Raw genomic sequence first — 21,705 nt, 5'->3', positions numbered from 1 at the left:
ATCATGCTCACCAGAATCGGTCTCGCCCAGGTCACCAGCGCGGTGGACCCGGAGCACAATCTCGCCGCCATCGAATCGCAGACGGTCCGGGCCGCGGAGGCCGGGGCGCGGCTGGTCGTCTTCCCCGAGGCCATGATGCGCTGCTTCGGCGGCGGGCCGCTGACCGAGGTGGCCCAGCCCGTCGACGGGCCGTGGGCCGAGGCGGTGCGGCTGATCGCGAAGCGGGCGGGCATCACCGTGGCGGCGGGGATGTTCACCCCCAACGGCGACCGGGTGCGCAATACGCTGCTGGTCACCGGCGGCGGGGTGGATGCCCACTACGACAAGATCCATCTCTACGACGCCTTCGGTTTCACCGAATCCGACACCGTCGCACCGGGCGACCGGCGGCTGCTGCTCGACATCGACGGCACCCGAGTGGGATTCACGACCTGCTACGACCTCCGCTTCCCGGGCCTGTTCCAGGCCCTCGCCGACGACGGCGCCGAGTTGATCGTCGTGGCCGCCTCGTGGGGCGACGGTCCGGGCAAGGCCGACCAGTGGCAACTGCTCGCCCGCGCCCGCGCCCTCGACTCGACGACCTTCGTCGCCGCCTGCGACCAGGCCCGCCCCACCACCGGCGGCGACTCCCCCGCCCCCCGCGGCGTCGGCCACAGCCTCGTGGTCGCCCCGGACGGCCAGATCATCGCCGCCCTGGGCGCCGAGCCCGACCTGCTGATCACCGACATCGATCCCGGCCGAGTTCCCGAGGTCCGGCGAACTCTCCCGGTCCTCGCCAACCGGAAATTCTGAGCCGCGGTGACTACCGGCGGTAGGCGGCGCCCGGGTGGTCCGGGGCCAGGAAAGGTCCACTGCCACCGAGTCTTTCGCGGAGGGTGGACGGCTCGACACGCTCCGGGACGCGGCCGCGGCGGCGGAGTTCGGGGATCACGAGGCGGCCGAAGTCGGCGAAGGTGCCGGGCGTGGTGACGTAGGCCAGGTTGAAGCCGTCGACGTCGGCCTCGTCGACCCAGCGTTCGAGTTCGTCGGCGACCTCGGCGGGCGAGCCCGTGACCACCGGGCCCCGGCCGCCGATGCCGATCATCCGCGCGAGTTCCCGGGGCGTCCAGGTGCGCGAGGGGTCGGCGGTGGTAAAGGAGGCCAGCGCCGAACGGTTGGCGTCGGTTTCGACGTAGCGCAGCGGCGCGTCGGGATCCAGTTCCGCCAGGTCGACCCCCGTCCAGCCGCCGAACAGCGCGAACGCGCCCTCGGGACTCACCAGGCGCTCGTAGGATCGGAGCTTGCCCACGGCCTGCTCGCGGGTCTCGGCAACGATCGGCGTGAGCATCGTGAACACCTTGATGGACCGGGGATCCCGGCCGAGTTCGGCCGCCACCGCGCGCAAGGTACGAACCGGGCCGCGCACCACCTCGGGGGTCGGTCCGGAGACGAAGACGGCCTCGGCGTGCGCGGCCGCGAACCGGACCCCGCGCGGTGAGGCGCCCGCCTGGAACAGCACCGGGGTCCGCTGCGGCGAGGGCTCGCTGAGATGCGGTCCGGGCACCGTGAAATGCCGCCCCTTGTGCTCGATGTCGTGCACCTTGGCCGGATCGGTGTAGACGCCGCGCGCCGAATCCCGCACCACCGCATCGGATTCCCACGACGATTCCCACAGCTTGTAGCAGACCTCGAGGTACTCGTCGGCGATCTCGTACCGCTCGTCGTGTGGAATCTGTTGCGTCAGACCGAGATTGCGGGCCGCGCTGTCCAGGTAGGAGGTCACGATGTTCCACGCCACCCGGCCTCCGGTGAGATGGTCCAGCGTCGAGATCCGCCGGGCCAGCGCATAGGGCTGCTCGTAGGTCAGCGACAGGGTGAGGCCGAATCCGAGCGTCTCGGTCACCGCGGCCATCGCCGAGATCGCCATCGCCGGATCGTTCACGGGGAACTGGGCGGCGTCGGCGACCGCCGCATCCCGCGAGCCCCCGTACACGTCGTAGACCCCGAGCACGTCGGCCAGGAACAGCGCGTCGAAGCCGCCCGCCTCCAGGGTGCGGGCGAGTTCGGTCCAGTACCCCAGTTCCCGGTAGCGGTGCCCCTGGTCGTCGGGGTGGCGCCACAGGCCCGCGGACTGATGCCCGACACAGGCCATGTCGAAGGCGTTCACATAGATCCGGCTCATGGTGTGTCTCCGATTCGGTCTCGATAGGTGTCGCGCGCCGAGGCGGCGGCCGCGACGGTGAGCGCGGTCAGCACCGCGAAGTAGGCGACGATCAGCCAGGGGTTCCCGCCGCCCGCCGTCAGCAGCGCGGCCGCGATCAGCGGGGCGAACCCGCCGGACAGCACGGCGCCGATGTGATAGCCGAGGGAGGCGCCGCTGTAGCGCACGCGGGTGTCGAACAGTTCCGCGAACCACGCCGCCTGCGGCCCGTACATCGCGTCGTGGGCCACGTTCACCCCGAGCACGATCACGACGACCACCGCGAGGCGCGACCCGGATTCCGCGGCGAGGAAGAACAGCGCCAGCGCCACCGGCCCGCCGACGGCACCGAACAGGTACGGGCGCCGGCGACCCACCCGATCCGAGAGCAGGGCCCACACCGGGGTGCTGATCAGTCCGATCGCCGACGAGAGCAGCACCGCGAACAGCCCCACCGAACTGTCCTTGCCGAACTCGTCCTGCAGATAGCTCAGCGAGTAGGTGGTGAGCAGCACGAACAGCGAGATCTGCGACAGTCGTAATCCGATGGTGAGCAATACATTTCGCGGTTGCTCGCGCAGCACCTCGACCACCGGGAGGCGAGCGATATCGCCCCGGTCGCGCAGCCTGCCGAAGACCTCGGCGTCGGTGAGCCGCACCCGGATGAGCAATCCGACCACGACGAGCACGACGCTCAGCAGGAACGGGATCCGCCATCCCCCGGCGAGAAACGCCTCCTCGCCCAGGACCGCGCGCACCAGATAGAAGACCGCCGTCGCCAGCAGCATTCCGGCGGGCGACCCGAGCTGGGTGAAGCTGCCGTACCACCCGCGCCGCCCCGGCGGTGCGTGCTCGACCGAAAGCAGTGCCGCACCACCCCATTCCGCGCCGACGGCCAGGCCCTGCAGCACCCGCAGCGTCGCCAGCAGCGCGGGCGCGAGCAGGCCCACCTGACCGTAGGTCGGCAGCACACCGATTGCGGCCGTGGTGATTCCCATCAGCAGCAGCGCGCCGACCAGAACGGCCTTGCGGCCCAGCCGATCTCCCAGATGCCCGGAGATCACGGCCCCGATCGGCCGCGCGCCGAACCCGGCCGCGTAGGTGGCGAACGCCGCCAGCGTTCCGGCCGTCGGCGAAACATTCGGGAAGAACAGCGGTTTGAACACCAAGGCCGCGGCGGTCGCGTACAGGTAGAAGTCGTACCACTCGACGGTGGTGCCGATGACGCTGCCCCAGGCCACCGAGCGTGCCCGGATCCCGGGCGTGAACGACGTTGTCGCCGTGTCGGTCCGGCTCGCCTCGGGGGGCGGCGTCCGTTGTGCGAAGATCACGTCGGCGAACGCTAGGCAACATCGGATCTCTCCGCGAGGGTTGCCGTCCTTCTGATCGGAACTACGATACCCTGTTCACGCGAACAGTTTGTGCATTAATTATTCGCGCGGTACCGTGAGCGCGGGAGGTGATGGGATGGCCGTCGACAGGGACGACCCGCTGCGCCTGGATCGGCAGGTGTGTTTCGCGCTGGCCGTGGCCAATCGGTCGGTGCTGGCGGTGTATCGGCCGCTGCTGGAGCCGATGGGGCTGACGCATCCGCAGTACCTGGTCATGCTGGCGCTGTGGGGTGAGGCGCCGATGTCGGTGCGGGCCATCGCCGACGCGGTCCAGCTGGACTCGCCGACGCTGTCGCCGCTGCTGAAGCGGCTCGAGACCGCCGGGCTCATCACCCGCCGCCGCGACCCGCACGACGAGCGCACCCTGCTGGTCGACCTCACCGCCGCCGGGCGGGCGCTGCGCCGCGACGCGGAGCGGATCCCGCCCGCGGTCGTGGAGCGGCTCGGCGTGAGCCTGGCCGATCTGGAGGAGTTGCGCGACGTTCTCACCCGGGTCAACGAGGCCGCGCGCCGCGCCGGGCATGTGGACCGCACGGAGGCGGCGGGCAGATGAGGCAGACCCCGAATCCGGTCCAGCGCGTGCGCTACATCTGCGGCGCGACCCTGCCGCCGTCGATGCGGGAGTGGGTGCTCGAGGATCTCACCGGACCCGGTGCGGCGCGCCGGTACCTGGTGCGCTTCCTGGTCCCCGTACTGCTGCCGCTGTGCCTGTTTCTGCTGGTCCCCGGCCCGCTGTGGATGGGGCTGTCGATGATGGCGCTGCTGTACATCCCGCTGATCTACTTCACGATCGCCCTCATGTACGTCTACCGGCGGCATCGGTTGAGCAAGCACGACCTCGACCCCGAGCTCGCCGATATCGGCGAGCGCCGCCGCGCCGAGGCCGAGCGCGCCGCCTACGAACGGCGCCACGGGCGCGGATAGCGGGCGGCCCGCGGACGCCTCGCGTCAGATGACCCCGTGCAGCGGCGGCGGGACGTCGTGCAGCAGGCTGCGGCCGATGTGCTGGTATTTCCAGCGCACCGGATCGTGCAGGGTGTGGGTGCGGGCGTTGCGCCAGAAGTGGTGCAGGTTGAGATCGGCTGCGGCACTGCGGGTTCCGCCGACCTCGAACAGCGCCGAGGAGACCTCGGTGGCGGCCCGGTCGGCGAGGACCTTGGCGGTGGCGACCGACAGGGACGCCGCGGCGATACGGTCGGCCGCCGCACCGGCCCCGGCACTCGCCGACACATCGACCGCCGCGCCGGAATTCGTATGATCGTGCCCGGTGACGGCCACCGCTCGGTCGACCGCTTTCCCGGCCGCCGACAGCGTCGCTTCGGCGGCCGCCACCGCGACGGCGAGTTCCCCGAAGCGCTGGATCAGCAGCGGGTCGTCCACCGCGCGTTCCACTCCGGCCTCGAACCACGGGCGGCTCTTGGTGCGCACGAATTCCGTTGCGGCGGTGAGTGCTCCGCGGGCGATACCGGTGTCGATCGCCACGTGCAGCAGTTGCGCGAAGGCGCCGTATCCGGTCGGGGCACGCACCGCCGCTGACCGCTCGACGAGTTGGTCGCGGTCGATCAGGGCGCCGTCGAAGCGGACCGTTCCGCTGCCGGTGGTGCGCTGCCCGATACCGTTCCAGTCATCGATGATGCGCACTCCCGGCGTCTCGGCCGGAAGGTAGGCGATGTACTCCCCCGGTGTGAGACCGCTGGTGCCGTCGGGGTCCTCGAGCCGGGTGAGCACGGCCAGCACGTCCGCGAAAAGCGAACCGGTGCAATAGTATTTGACGCCGTCGACGCGGAACCGGCCCCCGTCCGGGCGCACCGTCGTCGCGATCTCGGCGACCGTGGCACCGGTCCGTTCGGATTGAGCGTTGGCGATGCGGCTGCCGCCCAGCACCCGCCCGAGATACCGTCGCCGCTGCTCCGGCGATCCGGCCAGCCGCAGCAGGTTCACGTACACGAAGTGGCTGTGCGGGATCTGGGCGATATTCGGATCGGCGGCCGCCAGGATCCGCACGACCTCGGCGACCGCACTCGGCGGCAGGTCGGGGCCGCCGAGGTCGGCGGGCACGGTGATCGCCAACAGTCCGCTCGCCGCCAGGTCGTCGATCTCGCGAAACGGCAGCTCCCGCTCGCGGTCGCGGCGCGCCGCGCCGACAGCGAATCCGTCCGCCAACCGCCGCGCGACCGCGTACGCGTTCGCCGCGGAGGCGATCCGGTCGGCGGTGACGGCGGTCATCGGCCCGCGACCGCGGCGGGGGTGCGCGCGGCCTCCAGCTCCCGCACCAGCGGCAGCACCTTCGCGCCGAAGTATTCGATCTCCTCCTGGAAATGCAGGAATCCGCCCAGGATCAGGTCGACCCCGAGGTCGCGGTAGGCGACGATGCGCTCGGCGATCTGTTCCGGGGTGCCGATGAGCTGGGTCCGGAAGCCGTCGTTGTACTGGACCAGGTCCTCGAACGTGGAGTCGGCCCACATGCCCCTGCCGTCGCGGGTCGCGGCCCCGGCCTGCTGGACCGCGTCCCGGAAGCCTTCCACCGCAGGGCGATTCGCCTTGTCGACGATCTCGCGGAGGGTGTCGCGGGCCTCCTTCTCGGTGTCGCGGGCGATGATGAATCCGTTCAGGCCGAATTTCACCTCGCGCTCGTGCGCCCTGGCGACCGCACGCAGATCGTCCAGTTGCTCGGTGACGCCGTCGAAATCCTTGCCGTTGGAGAAGTACCAGTCGGCGTAGCGGCCGCCGTTGCGCCGCGCCGCGGTCGAGTTACCGCCTTGGAACAGTTCGGGATTCGGCCGCTGCGCGGTGTTGAGCGGTTTCGGTTTCAGGGTGAAGTCGCGGATCCGGTAGAAGTCGCCGCCGAAGTTCACCTCGTCCTCGGTCCAGATCTTGCGCAGCACCTGCAGGAATTCCGCGCTGCGGCGGTAACGTTCGTCGTGTTCGAGCCACGGCTCGCCCAGCGCGGTGAATTCCCCTGCGAACCAGCCGGATACGACGTTGACCGCGAACCGCCCGCCCGACAGGTGATCGGCGGTGGCGCCGAACTTCGCCAGCACCGCCGGATGCCACAGCCCCGGATGCACCGCCGCGATGACCTTCAGCCGCTCGGTCGCGCCCAGCAGCGCGAGGCTGAACGAGGTCGACTCGTGCTGATATTCGGCCCCGTAGGACGCGGTGTAGCGCACCTGCGACAGCGCGTACTCGAACCCGTTGCGCTCGGCGGTCTGCGCCAGCCTCCTGTTGTACTCGAAATCCCAGCCGGTCCGCTGCTCGATATCGCTGGTGACCAATCCCCCGCTCACATTGGGCACCCAGTAGGCGAACCGGACCTGCTCGGCGATGTTCTCGGTAGTCATGCACTTGCTCCCGGGGTAGTCGGGCGGGACCGTCTCGGAACACCGGGCGCGGCAACCGTGCGCCCGGTGTCCGCCCACTCCACCACCGCGGGCCGTCGCGCACGAGGGTTTGAATCGGCCCGATCGCATCCCGCGAGTATCGGTCGGCTCGCGATACGAGTGCCCCGCTACTCGTGTGCCGGGCATGTCGCACCGCGACGATGGTGGCAGCCGGTCCCGCGGGGGCCGCCGGTCGCGAAGGAAACAGATGTCCGGTACCGAATTCCGCTACAGGGGCAAGACGGTCGTCATCCGGGAGCACCACCCGCACGCGACGATCAGCGTGGACGGCCGCGAGTTCACCTGCCACCACCACCCCGGTCCCGGCGAGAACGGCTTCGCCATGTGGATGTGCGACGAGGCATACTTCGGTGCCGCCGACATCCGGGAACTGGCCTGGCATTTCGCCGATTACGGGTACATGTTCGACGATCCGGACCGGGTCGTCGTCGACAGCGGCGGCGCGGTCGTGCGAACGGGCCGGACCGATCCCGGCGGCGGAAACGGCAACGGTCACCACGGCCACGCAGGAGGGCACTGATATGGGCTGCCGGAGAAATCTCACGAGCCTGACCCCCGCGCAGCGCCGGGCCTTCACCGACGCGATCAACCGGCTGCGCGCCGACGGCGGCTACGACACCTATGTCGAGCAGCATCGCGGCGCGATGGGCCACGGGCACGGTGGTCCGGCGTTCTTTCCGTGGCACCGCGAATACCTCCGGCGCTTCGAACGGGATCTGCAGGCCATCGACCCGTCGGTGACCGTGCCCTATTGGGACTGGACGCGGTCCAACCTGAACCCCGACGCGACCGAAAGCCTCATCTGGCGCGACGATTTCATGGGCGGTCCCGGTGCGCCGGGGACGGGAGCCGTCGCCGACGGCCCGTTCGCCGCGTGGGGCCTGATCCGAAACTCCTTCGATATCTTCGGTTTTCCGGGGACGGGCGGCGATATCGCCACCGCGATGGCGAATCCCGATTACACCGCGTTCCGGCGCCTCGAGAGCCCGCACGGTGCGGCGCACGTGTGGGTCGGCGGCTTCGTCGGCAATCCCGTGATCGCGCCCCGTGATCCGGTGTTCTGGCTCATACACGCGAACGTGGACCGGCTGTGGTCGCACTGGGTCCGGCGGCACGCGGCCACGGACGGCTTCCAGCCGTTCCTGCCATGCAGCGGTGGCCCGACGGGACACAACCTCTCCGACACCATGTGGCCGTGGAACGGGGCCGGGCTGCCGTTCGGCGTGGCGCCGTGGACCACGAATCCGGAGCCCGTGCGGCCCGCGGATCTACTGGTGCACCGCGCCCTCGGGCATTACGACACGATCGATCCGGAGTGCGCGGCGGCACCCGCCGAGGAACCGCCGGACCGCCGAGAGCGCGAACCGGTCGGCAACGCCCCACACCACGGCTGACGGCGATGCCGGGCTATCGGGCCGTGGCGGGGGCGGCGTAGCCGGAGCGGGAGAAGCGTCCGGCGAGGGCGAACCGTGCGAGGAGCGAGGCGGCGTCCTCGCCCGTGACGCCGGTGATGAATTCGCCTGCGGCGTCGGTGGTTTCGATGCCGTGGAATGGTTGCGGCCGGTGCAGCAGACCCACCAGCGCCGACGCGAATCGCGGATCGACCGCCGCCGCGGCGAAGAACTGATTGCCGACGTCGGCGAGCTCCGGATCGCCCAGGAACAGGCGGGTGACATGCGCGGCCGGTTCCGCCCGCGCGGCGAGAAAGCCGGTGTACTGCGCGGTGATCCAGGCATCGTCGAACGGACCGTCGTGCGTGGCGGCGGCCGCGACCAGCCGCTGCGCCTGGATGAACCCGCTCTGCGCGCCCTGGCCCGCGATCGGGTCGTAGGCGACCGCCGTATCGCCCAGCGCGGCGACCGGGTGCCCACCGGCGGTGTGCCCCAGCCCTTCCCGGAACACCGGCCGCACCGCGCCCCGCAACCAGGAATGCTCGTCCTCGGCGATCACGCGCGTGGCGAGAACCTCGGGCAGGTCCCAATCCAGGTAATCGCGGTACAGGTCCACGATGATGCGGTGCGCGGACTGCGCGGAATCGGCTGCGGTGAAACGCTTCTCCCACTCGCTGCCCGGCCGCGCCCAGCCCAGGAACGCCCAGCTCGGCCCGGCGTCCTTGTGCAGATACGGACCCCACCAGCCCTCGCCCTGATCGCCGAGGATGGAGAAGCCGCTGCGGGCACCGCCCGCCGGGCTGCGGTGGGCGAAGACGTTCTCGTCGTGGCCGAGACCGGTCACGGTGAGCGTCAACAGGGTTCGCTGCGGGGCGTCGTAGACGGTGCGCGCGTCATCGATCGGGAACAGCGCCGACAGGCCACCCCTGCCCGTGGCGACCAGCGTCAGGTCGTGTGCGGCGGCAATGGAATCGAGCTTCTCCGGCGTCACCTCGCCGACGACGAAGCGACCGCCGCGCTCCTGAAATGCGGTGAGCCGCTCGTCCGCCTTCAGCCGCGTATCGACCGCCACGCCGCTGTAACCGTCGAAGGCGCCGTCGAATTCGATGAGTTCGGCACGGTCGGGCCCGGCGATGCGGACGGTGAGCCCGCCGTGCAGCGGGGCGCGGTCGGTGTAGGTGGACAGGCCCAGCGCCTGCTCGGCGGCCTGCGCCTCGCCGAAGATCAGGGCGGTGCCGGTGGCGGGCACGTCGTCGCGCAGCGCACGCTGATCGCGGTCGCTGTACACGGTGACCTCGAATCCGGCGTCGAGCAGGCCGAGCGCCGCGGTGACGCCGGTCTGACCGGCACCGACGATCGCCGCGGAACGGGTGGAATCGGAGCGGGAATTCTGTGTCGTCATAGCGAAATCCTCCGGGCTGCAAGGCAACTGCTGGAGTATTGCGATCAGCGGGAATCGATCGGCTGCTCCGCGCCCGGCCGCGCGATGTCGTCGGGAAGGACCGTGGAACCAGGTCCACCGAGCCGATACCGCGCACCACGGTGCTCCCGCGGAAGTCGATCACCCGCACCGAACAATGCGTGGCGCAGCGTCCCCGGCGCGTACTCCCCGGGATAGGCACCGCGTTCGGTCAGCACCGGAACCACGTGTCGCACAATGTCTTCGAATGTTCCGGGCGTGATGGCGTAGGCGAGGTTGAAGCCGTCCACGTCGGTGTCGTCCACCCACTCCTGCAGCCGGTCGGCGACCGTGGCGCCGGAACCGACGAAGACCGGGCCCATCCCGCCGATCCCGGCCCACCGGCCGATATCGCGCACGGTCCATTCGCGGCCGTCGTCGTCCGCCTCCTGGAACGCGGCCACGGCCGAGCGGATGGCGTTGCTCTCCACCTGTCCGATCGGATCGTCGAGGTCGTAGCGGGACAGGTCGATGCCCATCCACCCGGACATGAACACCAGGCCGCCCTCGACGCTGGCATACGACAGGTACTCCTCGTGCTTGCGCCGTGCCGCGGCGTCGGTCTCCGCGGTGATGATGGTGGACAGCGCGTAGACCCGGGCGGCGTAGCGATCGCGGCCCGCCTCCTGCAGCGCGTCGCGGATCCGGGACACCGTCTGTGCGAGCACCCTTTTCGACGGCGCGGCGACGAATATCGCCTCGGCGTTCTCGGCCGCGAACCGCACCCCTCGCGGCGAGGCGCCCGCCTGGTAGATCACCGGCGTGCGCTGCGGCGAGGGCTCCGACAGATGCACGCCGGGGACGGTGTAGTGCCTGCCGTGATGACCGATGTGGTGCACCTTGGCCGGATCCGCGTAAATGCCCTGTGCGGCATCGCGAATCACCGCATCGTCCTCCCAGGAGCCCTCCCACAGCTTGTACAGCACCTCCAGGTACTCGTCGGCCTGGTTGTAGCGCTCGTCGTGGTCGAGCTGGTCGTCGGCGCCGAAATTGCGTGCGGCGGAAGGCAGATAGCCGGTTACCACGTTCCAGCCGATGCGACCCTTGGTGAGGTGGTCCAGGGTGGACAGGCGGCGCGCGAACGGATACGGATGTTCGAAACCGGTTCCGGTGGTGATGCCGAATCCGAGATGTCGCGTCACCGCGGCCATCGCCGACACCAGCAGCAGCGGGTCGGCCACCGGGATCTGGGCGCCCTGGCGCAGCGCGGCGATATCGTTTCCGCCGTAGACGTCGTAGGTGCCCAGCACGTCGGCGATGAACAGGCCGTCGAATCGCCCCTGCTCCAACAGGATTGCCAGATCCGTCCAGTAGTTCAGATCGGTGTACCGGTGCGACTGGTCGTCGGGATGGCGCCACAGCCCCGGTGACTGGTGCGCGACGCAGTTCATGTCGAAGGCGTTGAACCGGATTCGGCGCGTCACCGGGCACCTCCCGCGGCGGTCGCGCGCTCCCCGGCGCTCCAGGCGAAGGGCAGCTCGGTGCCGTTGAGCAGGTGGTCGCCGATGGCGCGGGCCTTGTAGATCGCGGGATTGTGCACCGAAATCGTGCGGGCATTGCGCCAGTGCCGGTCCAGCCGCAGCCGTTCCGAGGTCGCCGACGCGCCGCCGACCTCGAACAGCAGGCTGGTCGCGGGCAGCACCGTGTCGATGACACCCAACTGGGCCCGAGCCGCGGCCAATTCCGCTGCCGCCAGGGACTTTTCGTCGCGGGCGCCGTCGGCCAGCACCTGCTCGAGGATGTCGGCGACCGCCAGCACGCTCGCCCGGGCACCGAAGGCCGCCGCGGACAGCCTCCCGATCACCTGCTGCACCAGCGGATCGTGGCGCGGCAGATCGGCGGGGGCGTGGGTGTAGGTGCGGGTGCGCTGCGCGACCCAGTCGCGGGCATCGCGCTCGGCGCGCTGGGCGATGCCCGCGAGCACCGCCAGCTGCACCAGTTGCAGGTACGCGGTCGAATACGTCGGGCCCGCCACGCCGTAGCCGGGGCCCAGAATCCGGTCCTCGGGCACCACCACATCGGTGAACTCCGTCGTCCCGCTGGCCGTGAGCCGCTGACCGAAGCCGTCCCAATCATCATGCTGGCGAACGCCTTGCGCGTCCGCGTCGACGAGCACACCGACCCGCTCCCCCGCCCGGTCGGCCGCCGCGAGAATGTGATCGGCGTACAGCGAACCGGTGCTGTAGTACTTCACGCCGTTGAGCAGCCAGCGATCCCCGTCGCGGGTCAGGCGGGTGCGGTAGCGGTCGGCGGCGCCGACGCCGGGCTCGCTGATCGCATTGCCGACCAGCACGCCGTCCCCCGCCGCGCGCAGCCACCGCTCCCGCACCGGGCCGGGCTCGGCGAGCAGCTGATCCTCGACGAACGAGAAATGCACCCGCAGCGCCTGCGGAATATTGGACTCCGCCGCCGCCAGCTCGATGAGCAGCCGGAACAGCTGCCGCACCCCCACCCCGTACCCGCCGAACTCCTCGGGCACGCGCAGCGCCCCGAACCGCGCCTTGCGCAGCCGGTTCACCTCCTCGTACGGGAGTCGCCGATCGATCTCGCGGTCGACCGCACCGGCGGCGATCTGTTCGAACAGCGGCGCGAAGATCTCGTCGAGTTCACTATCGGTACGGGAGCGTGCAGCGGTGGAGGTCATGCGCCGACGATCCCCCGCCGACCCCCTTCGTTCACGCCTTACGCGCACCGGGATCAAAACCCGCCCGACCGCGGTGAGGGATGAAATCAGGTGGGGAGGGCGACGAGGTTGGCGCTGTCGGTCCAGAGGGCTTGGGCGACTTCGGGTTTGCGGGCCAGGTCGGAGGGGTCGATCCAGGTGAGGTGGCCGCGGCGGAGGGCGGCGTAGGTATGGCCGGGCGGGGGCGTGGTCCGGCCGAGGGCCAAGTCGGCGAGTGCATTTCCGGCGTCCGTGCGGCTGTTGAGGGTGGGGCTGAAGCGGCGCAGGGGCCCGCCCAGGGGCGTGCCGAACAGCGACCAGGCCATGCGCAAGGGCAGCGACAGGTCCTTGGCCAGCCCGGTGCCGAACACCTGGCCCGGGTCGTAGGCGATCACCGTGAGCCGACCGGCCTGCGCGTCGGGCCGCTCCGACAGCGACCGGACGACGAGGACGGCACACAGCTTGGAGGCGGTGTAGGCATGCTGACCCGCCCTGCGCGGCCGGGAGTCCAGGCCGGGGTCGCGTTCGGGATGCGCCAGCAGCTGCGCGTCGGCGTGGCGCGGCGGCACCAGACCGGCGCCGGTGGCCGGGTCGTGGGTGCCGCTGGTGGTCAGTACCACGGTCGCGCGCTCGGCCAGGATCGGCAGCAGCAGACGCAGTAGCAGATAGTGCGCGAGGTGATTGACGGCGAACGTGGTCTCGAATCCCTCGGCCGTCCGGCCCGCGACGTCGGGACGAATGATGCCGCCGTTGAGCACCAGGGCGTCGATCGCGGTGTCGCCCAGGCGTTCCCGGAGCACCGCGGCGCAATCGCGCACCGCATCCAGTTCGGTCAGATCGAGCGGAATCAGTTCCGGCCGCCCGGCATCCGCCGAGGACGACGCGCCGCGAGCGCCCGGCCGCCGCGTTCCCAGGATCAGCCGGACATCTCCCGCCTCCAGCATCCGCCCGGCCGCGACGGCCCCGAATCCCGAAGTACCACCGGTCATCACGATCGTCGACATGCCGCCTCCTCGGAAGCCGCCCAACCCGAGCCGGATTCAGCCTACTCCGGCCGGTCGCGCCGACCGGGGCGATTGCGCAGGCATGGCGGGGATCCCGGCCAAAAGCACGCCGGGAATACAAGAGGGGCCTTCCATGCCGGGAATACAAGAGGGCCTTCCATGCCGGGCTCAAATGGTCTTCCATGCCAGGGACTCGAGGGGTTTTCCGTGCCGGGAATTCGGGAGGGAAGGTTGTCCATCCCGGGCGCTCGAGGAAGAGGGCATCCGAGGTCGTGGCGGTTATCCGGGCTAGGACGTGACAGGCAAGTAGCCACTTGCATATACTGGGCGCGTGGACAACGGGTTCGATACCGGCGAGGTGTTCAAGGCGCTGGCCGACAGCACGCGGCGGGTGATCCTCGACGAACTCGCCGAGCGCGACGGACAGACCCTGTTCGAGCTGTGCGGCAGACTGACCATGAAGCATCACCTGTCGTCCACCCGGCAGGCCATCTCCCAGCATTTGGACGTGCTCGCCGCCGCCGGATTGGTGCGCGCCCGCCGGGAGGGCCGGTACAAGTTCCATCACCTGAATCGCGAACCGCTGCGGAATCTCACCGACCGCTGGCTGAAGGAGTAGACGAATGCTGCGCATCAACGTGACCAGCGTGCTGGTCGACGATCAGGCCAAGGCCGAACGCTTCTACACCGAGGTGCTCGGCTTCGTGAAGAAGACCGACGTCCCCGTGGGCGACGCCCGCTGGCTCACCGTGGTCTCCCCGCAGGACCCCGACGGCGTCGAGCTGCTGCTCGAACCCGACGGCCATCCCGCGGCGGGCCCGTTCAAGAAGGCCCTGGTGGAGGACGGCATCCCGTACACCTCCTTCGCCGTCGACGACATCCGGGCCGAATACGACCGGCTGACCGGGCTGGGCGTACGGTTCACCCAGCAGCCGCTCGATCACGGCGTCGTCGAAACCGCCGTCCTGGACGACACCTGCGGCAACCTCATCCAGATCGCCCAGCACAAGGGCTGAGCGGCCGCGGCCGTCGTTGTGACTTCTCACAAAATCGTCCGCATCCAGTGACCACTCACAATCGCGTGCGACCAGGTTCCCGCCCTGGTCACAGAACCTCGGCCGGTTGTCCTTGCGCCCGTGACCGAAGCGTTACCGTGAGGTGCTACGCGAATGCCGCGGCAGCGGAAGGGAATCCACGATGACGGCCATCAGCACCGACCAGCGGGACCTCACGATGTCGGGACAGCCGGTCACCTCGCCGCTCAAGGACGTGCGGGCGCTGGCGCGAAAGATGGTGGGCCACTTCGTCGATACGGTCGCCCCGTGCCGGACGCTGCCCGGCGATGCGCTGCGCGGCGACATCACCGCGGTCACGCGCGCGTGCCTGGAGCTGGCGATCAGCATGCTCGACGGCACCGACGTCCCCGACAAGACGGCACGGCTCGAGCAGGCCGCCGCCAACTGGGCCCGCGAGGGCATCCCGATCGACACCATCCAGCACGCCCTGCACGAGGGCTTCAAGCTCGGTTTCGACCTCATCCTCGACCGTGCCACCCCCGACGACTTCGACACCGTCAAGGGCGCGTCGCGGCGGCTGCTCGACGTGCTCGACACGATCAACGCCACGGTGTCGCGCGCCTACGTCCGCGAGCTGCGCGGCGTCGTCGGGGAGCACCACACCGCCGTCCACACGCTCACCTCGGCCCTGCTCGCCGGGCACCCGACCTCGGTGATGGCGCGCGAGTCCGGGATCGAGATCGCCGAGGCGTATCACGTTGTCGCCCTGGCGGTTCCGCCGCACCCCGACGAACGCAACCCGGCGATCAACCGGCAGGTGGTCGCGCGGCGCAAGCTGCGCCGGGTGCAGGCGGCGCTGGCCGACCGCTGCGCCGACACCGCGCTGTCGCTGCTCAGCATCGACGGCGGCACGGTACTGGTTCCCGCCGAGACCCTCGCCGACGACGATCTCGACGAGTTCGTGGCGTTCGTATCCCGCAACGCGCAGGTGCCGGTCACCGCCGCGGTGGTGGACGCCGACGCCACCGACATTCCCGGTGCCGCCCGCCGCGCCCACGAACTGCTCGACATGGTGCAGCGCCTGCGGTGCAGCCCCGGGCTGTACCGCTTCGACGAGCTCGCCCTCGAATACCAGCTGACCCGCCCGGGCCCGGGCCGCGAACATCTCGGCGCGCTGCTGGACGCCCTCGACACGCATCCCGAACTGCTCGACACGCTCCGCCGGCACATCGGCACCAACCTCAATCGCCAGCAGACCGCGCGGGCCCTGCACGTGCACACCAACACCGTCGACTACCGGCTCAAGCGCGTCGCCCAGCTGACCGGTCTCGACCCCACCCAACCGGCCGGGCTGTGGTACCTGCGCTCGGCCCTCGTCGCGAGCAGTTACCGCACCAATAGGTAACGGGCGCAGGAGTTTTCAGGACTCCTCCGCGACGGCGGCGAGCCGGTCGAGCGACGCCCGCAGCTTGTCGGCGGTGGTGGCGCGGGCGCGGACGAGACGCTTCTCGTCGGTCAGCTGCGACCAGTCGTAGGTGTGGGTGACCCGGGTGCGCGTATCGTCCACCGGCTCGAGCTCCCAGCGCCACAGGTGGCCGGGTGGCTGCGCGCCCGGCTCCGAAGGCCGCCAGGCGATCCGGCGCCCCTCCTCGAATTCGACGATGTGGTTCTCGCGGACCTGGCCGTTGGTCAGCGTCATGTCGAATACGTCCCCCACGGCCTTGGGACGTTGTCCCGCAGCGGCTTCCGCCAGGTTGTCGTTGCCGTCCCAGCGCGGCTGCTGGGCCGGGTCGGCGATCAGTTCGAAGATCCGGTCCGCCCCGGCGGCGATCTCCCGGCCGGTCGATACGATGCGTGATTCCGCGGTCATGCCCATGATCGAAACATCCGGGCCCGGGTCGCGCCACCCCCGCCCGGCTATGCCCCCGGTAGCGCCCTGGTGAGGACCGCGCGAATATGGTCCGGGTCGGCCTCGCGGTCGCCGAGCAGCAGCGCGGTGCACAAACCGTCGGTGAGGGCGACGAAGGCTTCGATCGCGTCGGGGTCGTCGGTTCGCGTCCGGGCCAGCTCGGCGACGTTGTCGCGCCAGCCGCGCGCCGCGGTGCGCAGGGCGGGACGGCGAGCCGCCAGCGTCGACAGCTCCCGTTCGGCGAGGGCGCGCTCGCGGCCCGGACCGCCGGACTCGGCGATGAGCCGGGCCAGCCCGCCGAGCGGGTCCTCATCGTCATCGATGAGTCGGCGGATGCGGTGGGTGTAGCCGTCGGTGACGCTGGTGAGGGCGGCCACCAGCAGGTCGTCGAGGGTGGCGAAGTAGTAGAGGGTCAGGCTGGTGGTGATCCCGGCCTCTTTGGCCACGGTCCGATGGGTGACGCCCGCGGCACCGTCGCGGCAGACGACGGCGAGTGTCGCCTCGATGATCTGGGCCCGGCGGCGATGACCGCGCAGCGTGCGCCCGTCGACGCCGCTGTGCTCGTCCGCCGTCGCCTCACCGATCATCGCCGCTCCACGAGGTCGAGGGTATCGGCTCCGCCTCGGTCTCGGCACCACCGAGGGGCCGGATGTGCCGCAGCATCACGAAGCAGACCGTCGCGGCCGCCGCGACCGCGACACCCGCTGCGACCGCGGCGCCGCCGAGTCCGCTCGTGAACGCGGAGCGCGCCTGCTCGAGGGCCCCATTCGGCAGCTGGTCCACGACCGACGACGCTCCGGAGAGACTGTCGCCGTAGATCTCCGCCGTGGCGGGCGGCAGACCCGGCGGAACCTCGATCCTCGCCCGATAGATCGCCGTCGTGAGGCTTCCCAGCAGCGCGACCCCGGCCGCGATCCCGAGTTCCTGCACGGTCTCCGACAGCGCGGCCGCCGATCCCGACCTCGCCGCGGGCGCCGCGCCCACGACGATGTCGGTCCCCAGCGCGGCGATGACGCCGAGCCCGAGATACACGAACGCGAATCCGGTGACCACCGTCGGCGTGCTGTCGATCCCGGCCCCGGCGAGCAGACCGTATCCGATCAGCGACAGCGCCAGGGTGGCCGCCATGACGATGCCGGGCGAGACGCGGCGGGCCACCAGCGGCGCGCCGAGCGCACCGACGAGCATGGCCAGCGCGGGCGGCCCCATCCACAGCCCGGCCGCGGCGGGTGTCATGCCCTCGACGAGCTGCAGGTACTGGGTGACCAGGAACATCACCCCGCCGAAGCCGACCAGGCCGACCAGCAGGACGGCCAGCGCGGCCGAAAAGGCCCGTCCGGTAAAGAGTTTCATGTCCAGCAGCGGTTCCGGGAGCCGGAGCTGGCGGCGGACGAAGGCGACCGCGGCGCCACCGCCGAGAACGACGGCGATCGACGCCCGGGGGTCGATGCCGTGCGCGGCCGCGTGTTTGATGGCGTAGGTGATCGGCAGCATCGCCGCCAGCGACAACCCGACGCTGGGCAGGTCGATCCGCCCGGCGCGGGTCCGGAACTCCGGCAGCAGCCACGGCGCGCCCGCCAGCACCACCGCGGCGACCGGCACCGCCACGAGAAAGACCGCGCCCCACCAGAATTCGGCAACCAGCACACCGCCCACGACGGGGCCCGCCGCCATGCCGAGCGCGAACATCGTCGCCCACACCCCGATCGCCAACGCCCGCTGCCGGGGGGCGGTGAATATCGTGCTGATCAGCGAGAGCGTCGAGGGCATGAGGGTGGCGCCCGCGACCCCGAGCAGCGCCCGCGCCGCGATCAGCCACTCGACGCCCGGGGCGAACGCCGCGCAGACCGAGGCGGCGGCGAACGCGGCCGTTCCGGCCATCAGCAACCGGCGCCGCCCGATCCGGTCGCCGAGCGTGCCCATCGTGATGAGGAATCCCGCGATGAAGAAGCCGTAGGCATCCATGATCCACAGCGTCTCCGTCGCGGTCGGTTGCAGGTCCGCGGCCAGGTTCGGGACGACGAGGTAGAGCGCGGTCACGTCCAGGCCCAGCAGCAGGGTCGGCAATGCCAGCAGCGCCAGGCCGCTCCACGCGCGCCACTTCGTCGTGCCCATCTCGCCTCCCAATAGTTGAACTATCGTACTATTTGTACCATAGTTCAATTAATGGGCGGCCTCTATGCCCGGCCGGTCCTCGGCGGCCAGACGTAGAACCGCTCGGGGTGGACGCGGACGATCAGGCGTACCGCCTCGGGTTCGGGCGGCGGGGTCGTGCCGCCCATGTAGCGGTCGTACATCTCGCGCAGCAGCGCCTTCTCCGGGTCGGGGGCGATGTCGGCGCGGCCGCGGACCTCGACGTAATTCCCGGCGGCGCTCAGCAACAGCAGGCTCACCCGCGGGTCGCGCCGCATGTTGCGGGTCTTCAACCGGTCCTCGATCGTGCTGAAGACGATCGCGTCGTCCTCGTACTTCACGAAGATCACCGACGACTGCGGGCGGCCGTCGGCATTGCTGGTGGCGAGGATCGCGGTATGCGCACCGTCGATCACCGCACGGGCCGCCCGGTCGAGTTGTGTGGTCATGAGGATTCCTTCCGAGGTGGGTACGGGGATATGGACCATGGGGATCCGGGAAAGGAATCGGGTCGGCGGGAATTGCCTCGCCGCAGGTATGCGGAAATGGCTCGCGGCTCGGGGCAGGGAAAATCGGCGCCGCGCATGGCCGCGATACAGTCCCCGGGACTGTCGCGAACCCGAGGAAGGCCATGGCTCAGACCGAGGACGGCTCACCCGATGCCGAGTTCACCGGGCTCGCCGGGCCGTACCGGCGTGAACTGCTGGCCTACTGCTATCGCATGCTCGGATCGCACGACGACGCCGAGGATCTGGTACAGGAGACGTATCTGCGGGCGTGGCGCGCCTATGCGGGATTCGAGGGGCGCTCGTCGATACGCACGTGGCTCTACCGCATCGCGACCAACCTCTGCCTGACCGCCCTGCGGCATCGCACCCGGCGCGTGCTGCCGTCCGGGCTCGACGCGGCCAGCGGAAACCCTTACGCCACACCGAATCCCGACACCGGCACCGAGTGGCTGGGCCCGCTCCCGGACGCGCTGGTAACACCCGAGGCCGAGGATCCGGCGGCGGTGGCCGTCACCCGCGACAGCCTCCGGCTCGCGCTGATCGCCACCCTGCAGCACCTGTCGGGCCGCCAGCGCGCGGTGCTGCTGTTGCGCGACGTCCTGGATTTCCCGGCCGCCGAGGTCGCCGAACTGCTCGGCACCAGCACCGCCGCGGTCAAGAGCACCCTGCAGCGGGCCCGCGCCCACCTCGATCACATGGCCGCCGTCGCGGAGCAGCCCGGCGCGCCGACCGATCCACGCGGCCGCGCCCTGCTCGACGAGTACATCGCCGCGTTCGAGACCGCCGACGCCGCCCGGCTCGAACGCCTCCTGCACCGCGATGCCGTGATCGAGATGCCGCCGTCGCGAACCTGGTTCTCCGGCAAGCACACCTGCGTCACCTACCTGTCCACCCAGGTGCTGGGCGCCCCCGGAACATGGCGCATGCTGCCCACCTCGGTCAACGGCCAGCCCGCCGCCGCGGCCTACCTCCGCGGCGACGCGCACACCTACGAGTCCTTCGGAATCGCAGTCCTCACAACGACATCCGACACAATCACCACCATCACGGTCTTCAGCAACCCAGACCTGGTGCGCCGGTGCGGACTACCCCACCCCCACCTTCCCGCACGCCTTGCATGATCCCGCACCCCTTGCAGGACCTTGTAAACGGTGCGGGAACACGCAGGGCGTGCGAGAGGGAAGCGAAGACGCCCGCACCGGGGCGGGTGGGGTCAATACTGCGTTGGGGTGGGGGTGGGTCGTTCCACGGGTGTAGTTGGGACCGCGGGGATTCGGTACGGCGGGCGATGCGGATCACCCATCGCGCGGCATAGCGTGGGCGCATGTCCGGTCCGATCGAGTCGACGCGCACCGCGGCGGGACGGCGGATCGCCGAGGTCGACATCCTGCGCGGGTTCGCGCTGTTCGGCATCCTGGTCACCAATGTCGTGGTGGTGACGTCGCTGGTGAATCTCACCGGGCCGCGCGATCATCCGAGTCCGCGCTTCGACGGGGGCCTGGACACCTTCACCACGGGACTGGTGGACGGGCTGTTCCTCGGGCGGTTCTATCTGCTGTTCGCGTTCCTGTTCGGCTACTCGTTCACGCTGCAGATCGCGGCCGCGGAACGGGCGGGCGCATCGCCGCGCGCCCGGCTGCTGCGGCGCTGCGGCGCGCTGTTCGCGATCGGGTCGGCGCACGTCCTGCTGTTGTGGATCGGCGACATTCTCACGCTGTACGCGGTGCTGTGCCTGATCCTCATCCTGCTGCGCAGGCTCCGCCCGCGCACCGCGGTCGTCACCGGGACCGTTCTCTACATCCTGTTCGCGCTCCCGGCACTGCTGCTGCCGGGGTCCGAGACCAGCGGACAGGTCGCGGACCTCGCCCAGATCTTCGACCTGCGGCGCCTGGCCGAGGGATTCACCGGCGGCTTCACCGACACCCTGCAGACCCAGCTGCACTTCGGACCGCTGTTCCTGCTGTTCACCTGGATCGGACAGGGCGTTCCGAGCCTGGCGATGTTCCTGCTCGGTATGGCGGCGGGCAAGCGGCGAATCGTCGAGGACGGGGAGCTGATCCGCCGCTGGACCCCGCGCGTGCTGTGGGCGGGATTCGGTGCGGGACTGCCGATTTCGGCCGTCACCTGGGCCGACGGCGCGGGCTGGCTGCACGCGCCCGCGTACTGGTTCGGCGTGCAGGAACTGGTGAATCCACTGATGACCTTCGCGTACATGGCGCTGGTGCTCCGGCTCGCCCGCTCGCGGTGGGCCACCGCGGTCGCGCGGCTGGCCCCGGCCGGGCGCATGGCCGCGACCAACTACATCGGCCAGTCCGTGGTGTTCATGCTCGTCTACACCGGCTACGGGCTCGCGCTCGCCGACGACGTGCCGCCGCCCGCGGTGATCGGCATCGCGCTGCTCACCTTCGCGGCCCAACTGTGGTTCAGCGCATGGTGGCTGCGTGGGCACGCCTACGGACCGGTGGAGTGGGTGCTGCGCGCGGCCACCTACCTGACCCGGCCACGATGGCGCTCAACCACTGCGCACCCGCAGCCGTAGCGGCCCGGAAGGCGCACTCGCAGCAGCGGCCCGGCTTCACAGCGAACTCTCGGCAAGGTAGCGGCCACCCGCGTTCGACGCCTGTTCGAGCACCGTGGTAAGAGAGTTGGCG

General features: G+C 70.3%; 22 protein-coding genes. 10 read left to right on the top strand and 12 right to left on the bottom strand.

Features of this window, described 5'->3' with window-relative positions; all coding sequences use genetic code 11:
• The first annotated feature begins 3 nt into the window (after nt 1-3).
• The gene (locus tag QH290_RS29305; protein ID WP_280386403.1) at nt 4-792 is read left to right on the top strand and encodes a carbon-nitrogen hydrolase family protein; all 789 of its coding nucleotides are present in this window, start codon (nt 4-6) and stop codon (nt 790-792) included.
• A 10-nt stretch (nt 793-802) separates the two neighbouring features.
• Here QH290_RS29305 and QH290_RS29300 read toward each other — a convergent pair whose 3' ends face one another.
• On the bottom strand, nt 803-2,161 hold the full coding sequence (locus QH290_RS29300; protein WP_280386401.1) for an LLM class flavin-dependent oxidoreductase: 1,359 nt from the start codon (nt 2,159-2,161) through the stop codon (nt 803-805).
• A complete protein-coding gene (locus tag QH290_RS29295; RefSeq protein ID WP_280386440.1) occupies nt 2,158-3,435 on the bottom strand; it encodes an MFS transporter in 1,278 nt (425 codons plus the stop codon). Before QH290_RS29295 ends, QH290_RS29300 begins: the two co-directional genes overlap by 4 nt.
• 211 nt (nt 3,436-3,646) lie before the next feature.
• Here QH290_RS29295 and QH290_RS29290 point away from each other — a divergent pair, with 211 nt between their 5' ends.
• Together QH290_RS29290 and QH290_RS29285 are read left to right on the top strand one after the other, a co-directional pair.
• Nucleotides 3,647-4,123, top strand: a complete 477-nt coding sequence (locus QH290_RS29290; RefSeq protein WP_280386399.1) for a MarR family winged helix-turn-helix transcriptional regulator — start codon at nt 3,647-3,649, stop codon at nt 4,121-4,123.
• A complete protein-coding gene (locus tag QH290_RS29285; protein ID WP_280267120.1) occupies nt 4,120-4,494 on the top strand; it encodes a DUF5313 family protein in 375 nt (124 codons plus the stop codon). The genes QH290_RS29290 and QH290_RS29285 overlap by 4 nt, the downstream gene beginning before the upstream one ends.
• 24 nt (nt 4,495-4,518) lie before the next feature.
• Here the strand turns inward: QH290_RS29285 and QH290_RS29280 are convergent, their stop codons facing one another.
• Nucleotides 4,519-5,796 (bottom strand): acyl-CoA dehydrogenase family protein, encoded by a 1,278-nt coding sequence (locus QH290_RS29280; protein WP_280386397.1) that lies wholly within the window; start codon nt 5,794-5,796, stop codon nt 4,519-4,521.
• On the bottom strand, nt 5,793-6,911 hold the full coding sequence (gene sfnG, locus QH290_RS29275) for a dimethylsulfone monooxygenase SfnG (RefSeq protein ID WP_280267118.1): 1,119 nt from the start codon (nt 6,909-6,911) through the stop codon (nt 5,793-5,795). Before sfnG ends, QH290_RS29280 begins: the two co-directional genes overlap by 4 nt.
• Nucleotides 6,912-7,158: 247 nt before the next feature.
• On the opposite strand from sfnG, the gene QH290_RS29270 reads away from it, so the two are divergent.
• Both QH290_RS29270 and QH290_RS29265 read left to right on the top strand, forming a co-directional pair.
• Entirely contained in the window at nt 7,159-7,491 is a 333-nt protein-coding gene (locus tag QH290_RS29270; RefSeq protein WP_280267117.1) for a hypothetical protein, read from the top strand.
• A 1-nt stretch (nt 7,492) separates the two neighbouring features.
• A complete protein-coding gene (locus tag QH290_RS29265) occupies nt 7,493-8,365 on the top strand; it encodes a tyrosinase family protein (RefSeq protein ID WP_280386395.1) in 873 nt (290 codons plus the stop codon).
• A 13-nt stretch (nt 8,366-8,378) separates the two neighbouring features.
• On the opposite strand, the gene QH290_RS29260 is transcribed toward QH290_RS29265, so the two are convergent.
• The 4 genes from QH290_RS29260 to QH290_RS29245 form a co-directional block, all read right to left on the bottom strand.
• A complete protein-coding gene (locus tag QH290_RS29260) occupies nt 8,379-9,764 on the bottom strand; it encodes a styrene monooxygenase/indole monooxygenase family protein (protein WP_280386393.1) in 1,386 nt (461 codons plus the stop codon).
• Between the two features lie 44 nt (nt 9,765-9,808).
• The gene (locus tag QH290_RS29255; protein WP_280386391.1) at nt 9,809-11,245 is read right to left on the bottom strand and encodes an LLM class flavin-dependent oxidoreductase; all 1,437 of its coding nucleotides are present in this window, start codon (nt 11,243-11,245) and stop codon (nt 9,809-9,811) included.
• Nucleotides 11,242-12,465: an acyl-CoA dehydrogenase family protein gene (locus QH290_RS29250; protein ID WP_280267113.1), complete on the bottom strand. Its 1,224-nt coding sequence runs from the start codon at nt 12,463-12,465 to the stop codon at nt 11,242-11,244. Before QH290_RS29250 ends, QH290_RS29255 begins: the two co-directional genes overlap by 4 nt.
• Nucleotides 12,466-12,551: 86 nt before the next feature.
• Entirely contained in the window at nt 12,552-13,487 is a 936-nt protein-coding gene (locus QH290_RS29245; RefSeq protein ID WP_280386389.1) for an SDR family NAD(P)-dependent oxidoreductase, read from the bottom strand.
• Between the two features lie 331 nt (nt 13,488-13,818).
• Between QH290_RS29245 and QH290_RS29240 the strand changes: the two genes are divergently transcribed.
• The 3 genes from QH290_RS29240 to QH290_RS29230 all read left to right on the top strand — a co-directional run bounded on the left by QH290_RS29240 (nt 13,819) and on the right by QH290_RS29230 (nt 15,908).
• Nucleotides 13,819-14,106, top strand: coding sequence for an ArsR/SmtB family transcription factor (locus QH290_RS29240; protein WP_280267111.1), 288 nt, complete (start codon nt 13,819-13,821; stop codon nt 14,104-14,106).
• A gap of 7 nt (nt 14,107-14,113) precedes the next feature.
• Complete coding sequence (locus tag QH290_RS29235) at nt 14,114-14,503, top strand: VOC family protein (RefSeq protein ID WP_280267169.1); 390 nt, start codon at nt 14,114-14,116, stop codon at nt 14,501-14,503.
• Nucleotides 14,504-14,684: 181 nt separating this feature from the next.
• Nucleotides 14,685-15,908, top strand: a complete 1,224-nt coding sequence (locus QH290_RS29230; protein WP_280267110.1) for a PucR family transcriptional regulator — start codon at nt 14,685-14,687, stop codon at nt 15,906-15,908.
• A 15-nt stretch (nt 15,909-15,923) separates the two neighbouring features.
• Here the strand turns inward: QH290_RS29230 and QH290_RS29225 are convergent, their stop codons facing one another.
• From QH290_RS29225 to QH290_RS29210, 4 genes are all read right to left on the bottom strand, one after another.
• The gene (locus tag QH290_RS29225) at nt 15,924-16,373 is read right to left on the bottom strand and encodes an SRPBCC family protein (protein ID WP_280267109.1); all 450 of its coding nucleotides are present in this window, start codon (nt 16,371-16,373) and stop codon (nt 15,924-15,926) included.
• A gap of 47 nt (nt 16,374-16,420) precedes the next feature.
• Nucleotides 16,421-16,999 carry a TetR/AcrR family transcriptional regulator gene (locus QH290_RS29220; protein ID WP_280267108.1) on the bottom strand — a complete coding sequence of 193 codons (579 nt, stop codon included), beginning with the start codon at nt 16,997-16,999 and terminating at the stop codon, nt 16,421-16,423.
• A complete protein-coding gene (locus QH290_RS29215) occupies nt 16,989-18,527 on the bottom strand; it encodes an MFS transporter (RefSeq protein WP_280267107.1) in 1,539 nt (512 codons plus the stop codon). The genes QH290_RS29220 and QH290_RS29215 overlap by 11 nt, the downstream gene beginning before the upstream one ends.
• Before the next feature lie 62 nt (nt 18,528-18,589).
• Nucleotides 18,590-18,994, bottom strand: a complete 405-nt coding sequence (locus QH290_RS29210) for a PPOX class F420-dependent oxidoreductase (protein ID WP_280386387.1) — start codon at nt 18,992-18,994, stop codon at nt 18,590-18,592.
• 182 nt (nt 18,995-19,176) lie between these two features.
• Here QH290_RS29210 and QH290_RS29205 point away from each other — a divergent pair, with 182 nt between their 5' ends.
• Together QH290_RS29205 and QH290_RS29200 are read left to right on the top strand one after the other, a co-directional pair.
• A complete protein-coding gene (locus tag QH290_RS29205) occupies nt 19,177-20,175 on the top strand; it encodes a sigma-70 family RNA polymerase sigma factor (protein WP_280386385.1) in 999 nt (332 codons plus the stop codon).
• A 203-nt stretch (nt 20,176-20,378) separates the two neighbouring features.
• Nucleotides 20,379-21,593 carry a DUF418 domain-containing protein gene (locus tag QH290_RS29200; protein WP_280386383.1) on the top strand — a complete coding sequence of 405 codons (1,215 nt, stop codon included), beginning with the start codon at nt 20,379-20,381 and terminating at the stop codon, nt 21,591-21,593.
• Nucleotides 21,594-21,705 lie beyond the last annotated feature (112 nt).

The sequence above is a fragment of the Nocardia wallacei genome (genome assembly GCF_029869545.1).
GTDB lineage: Bacteria > Actinomycetota > Actinomycetes > Mycobacteriales > Mycobacteriaceae > Nocardia > Nocardia wallacei_A.
Note: the sequence above shows the minus strand (reverse complement) of the source record. Positions and strands in the feature narration are given on the sequence as shown.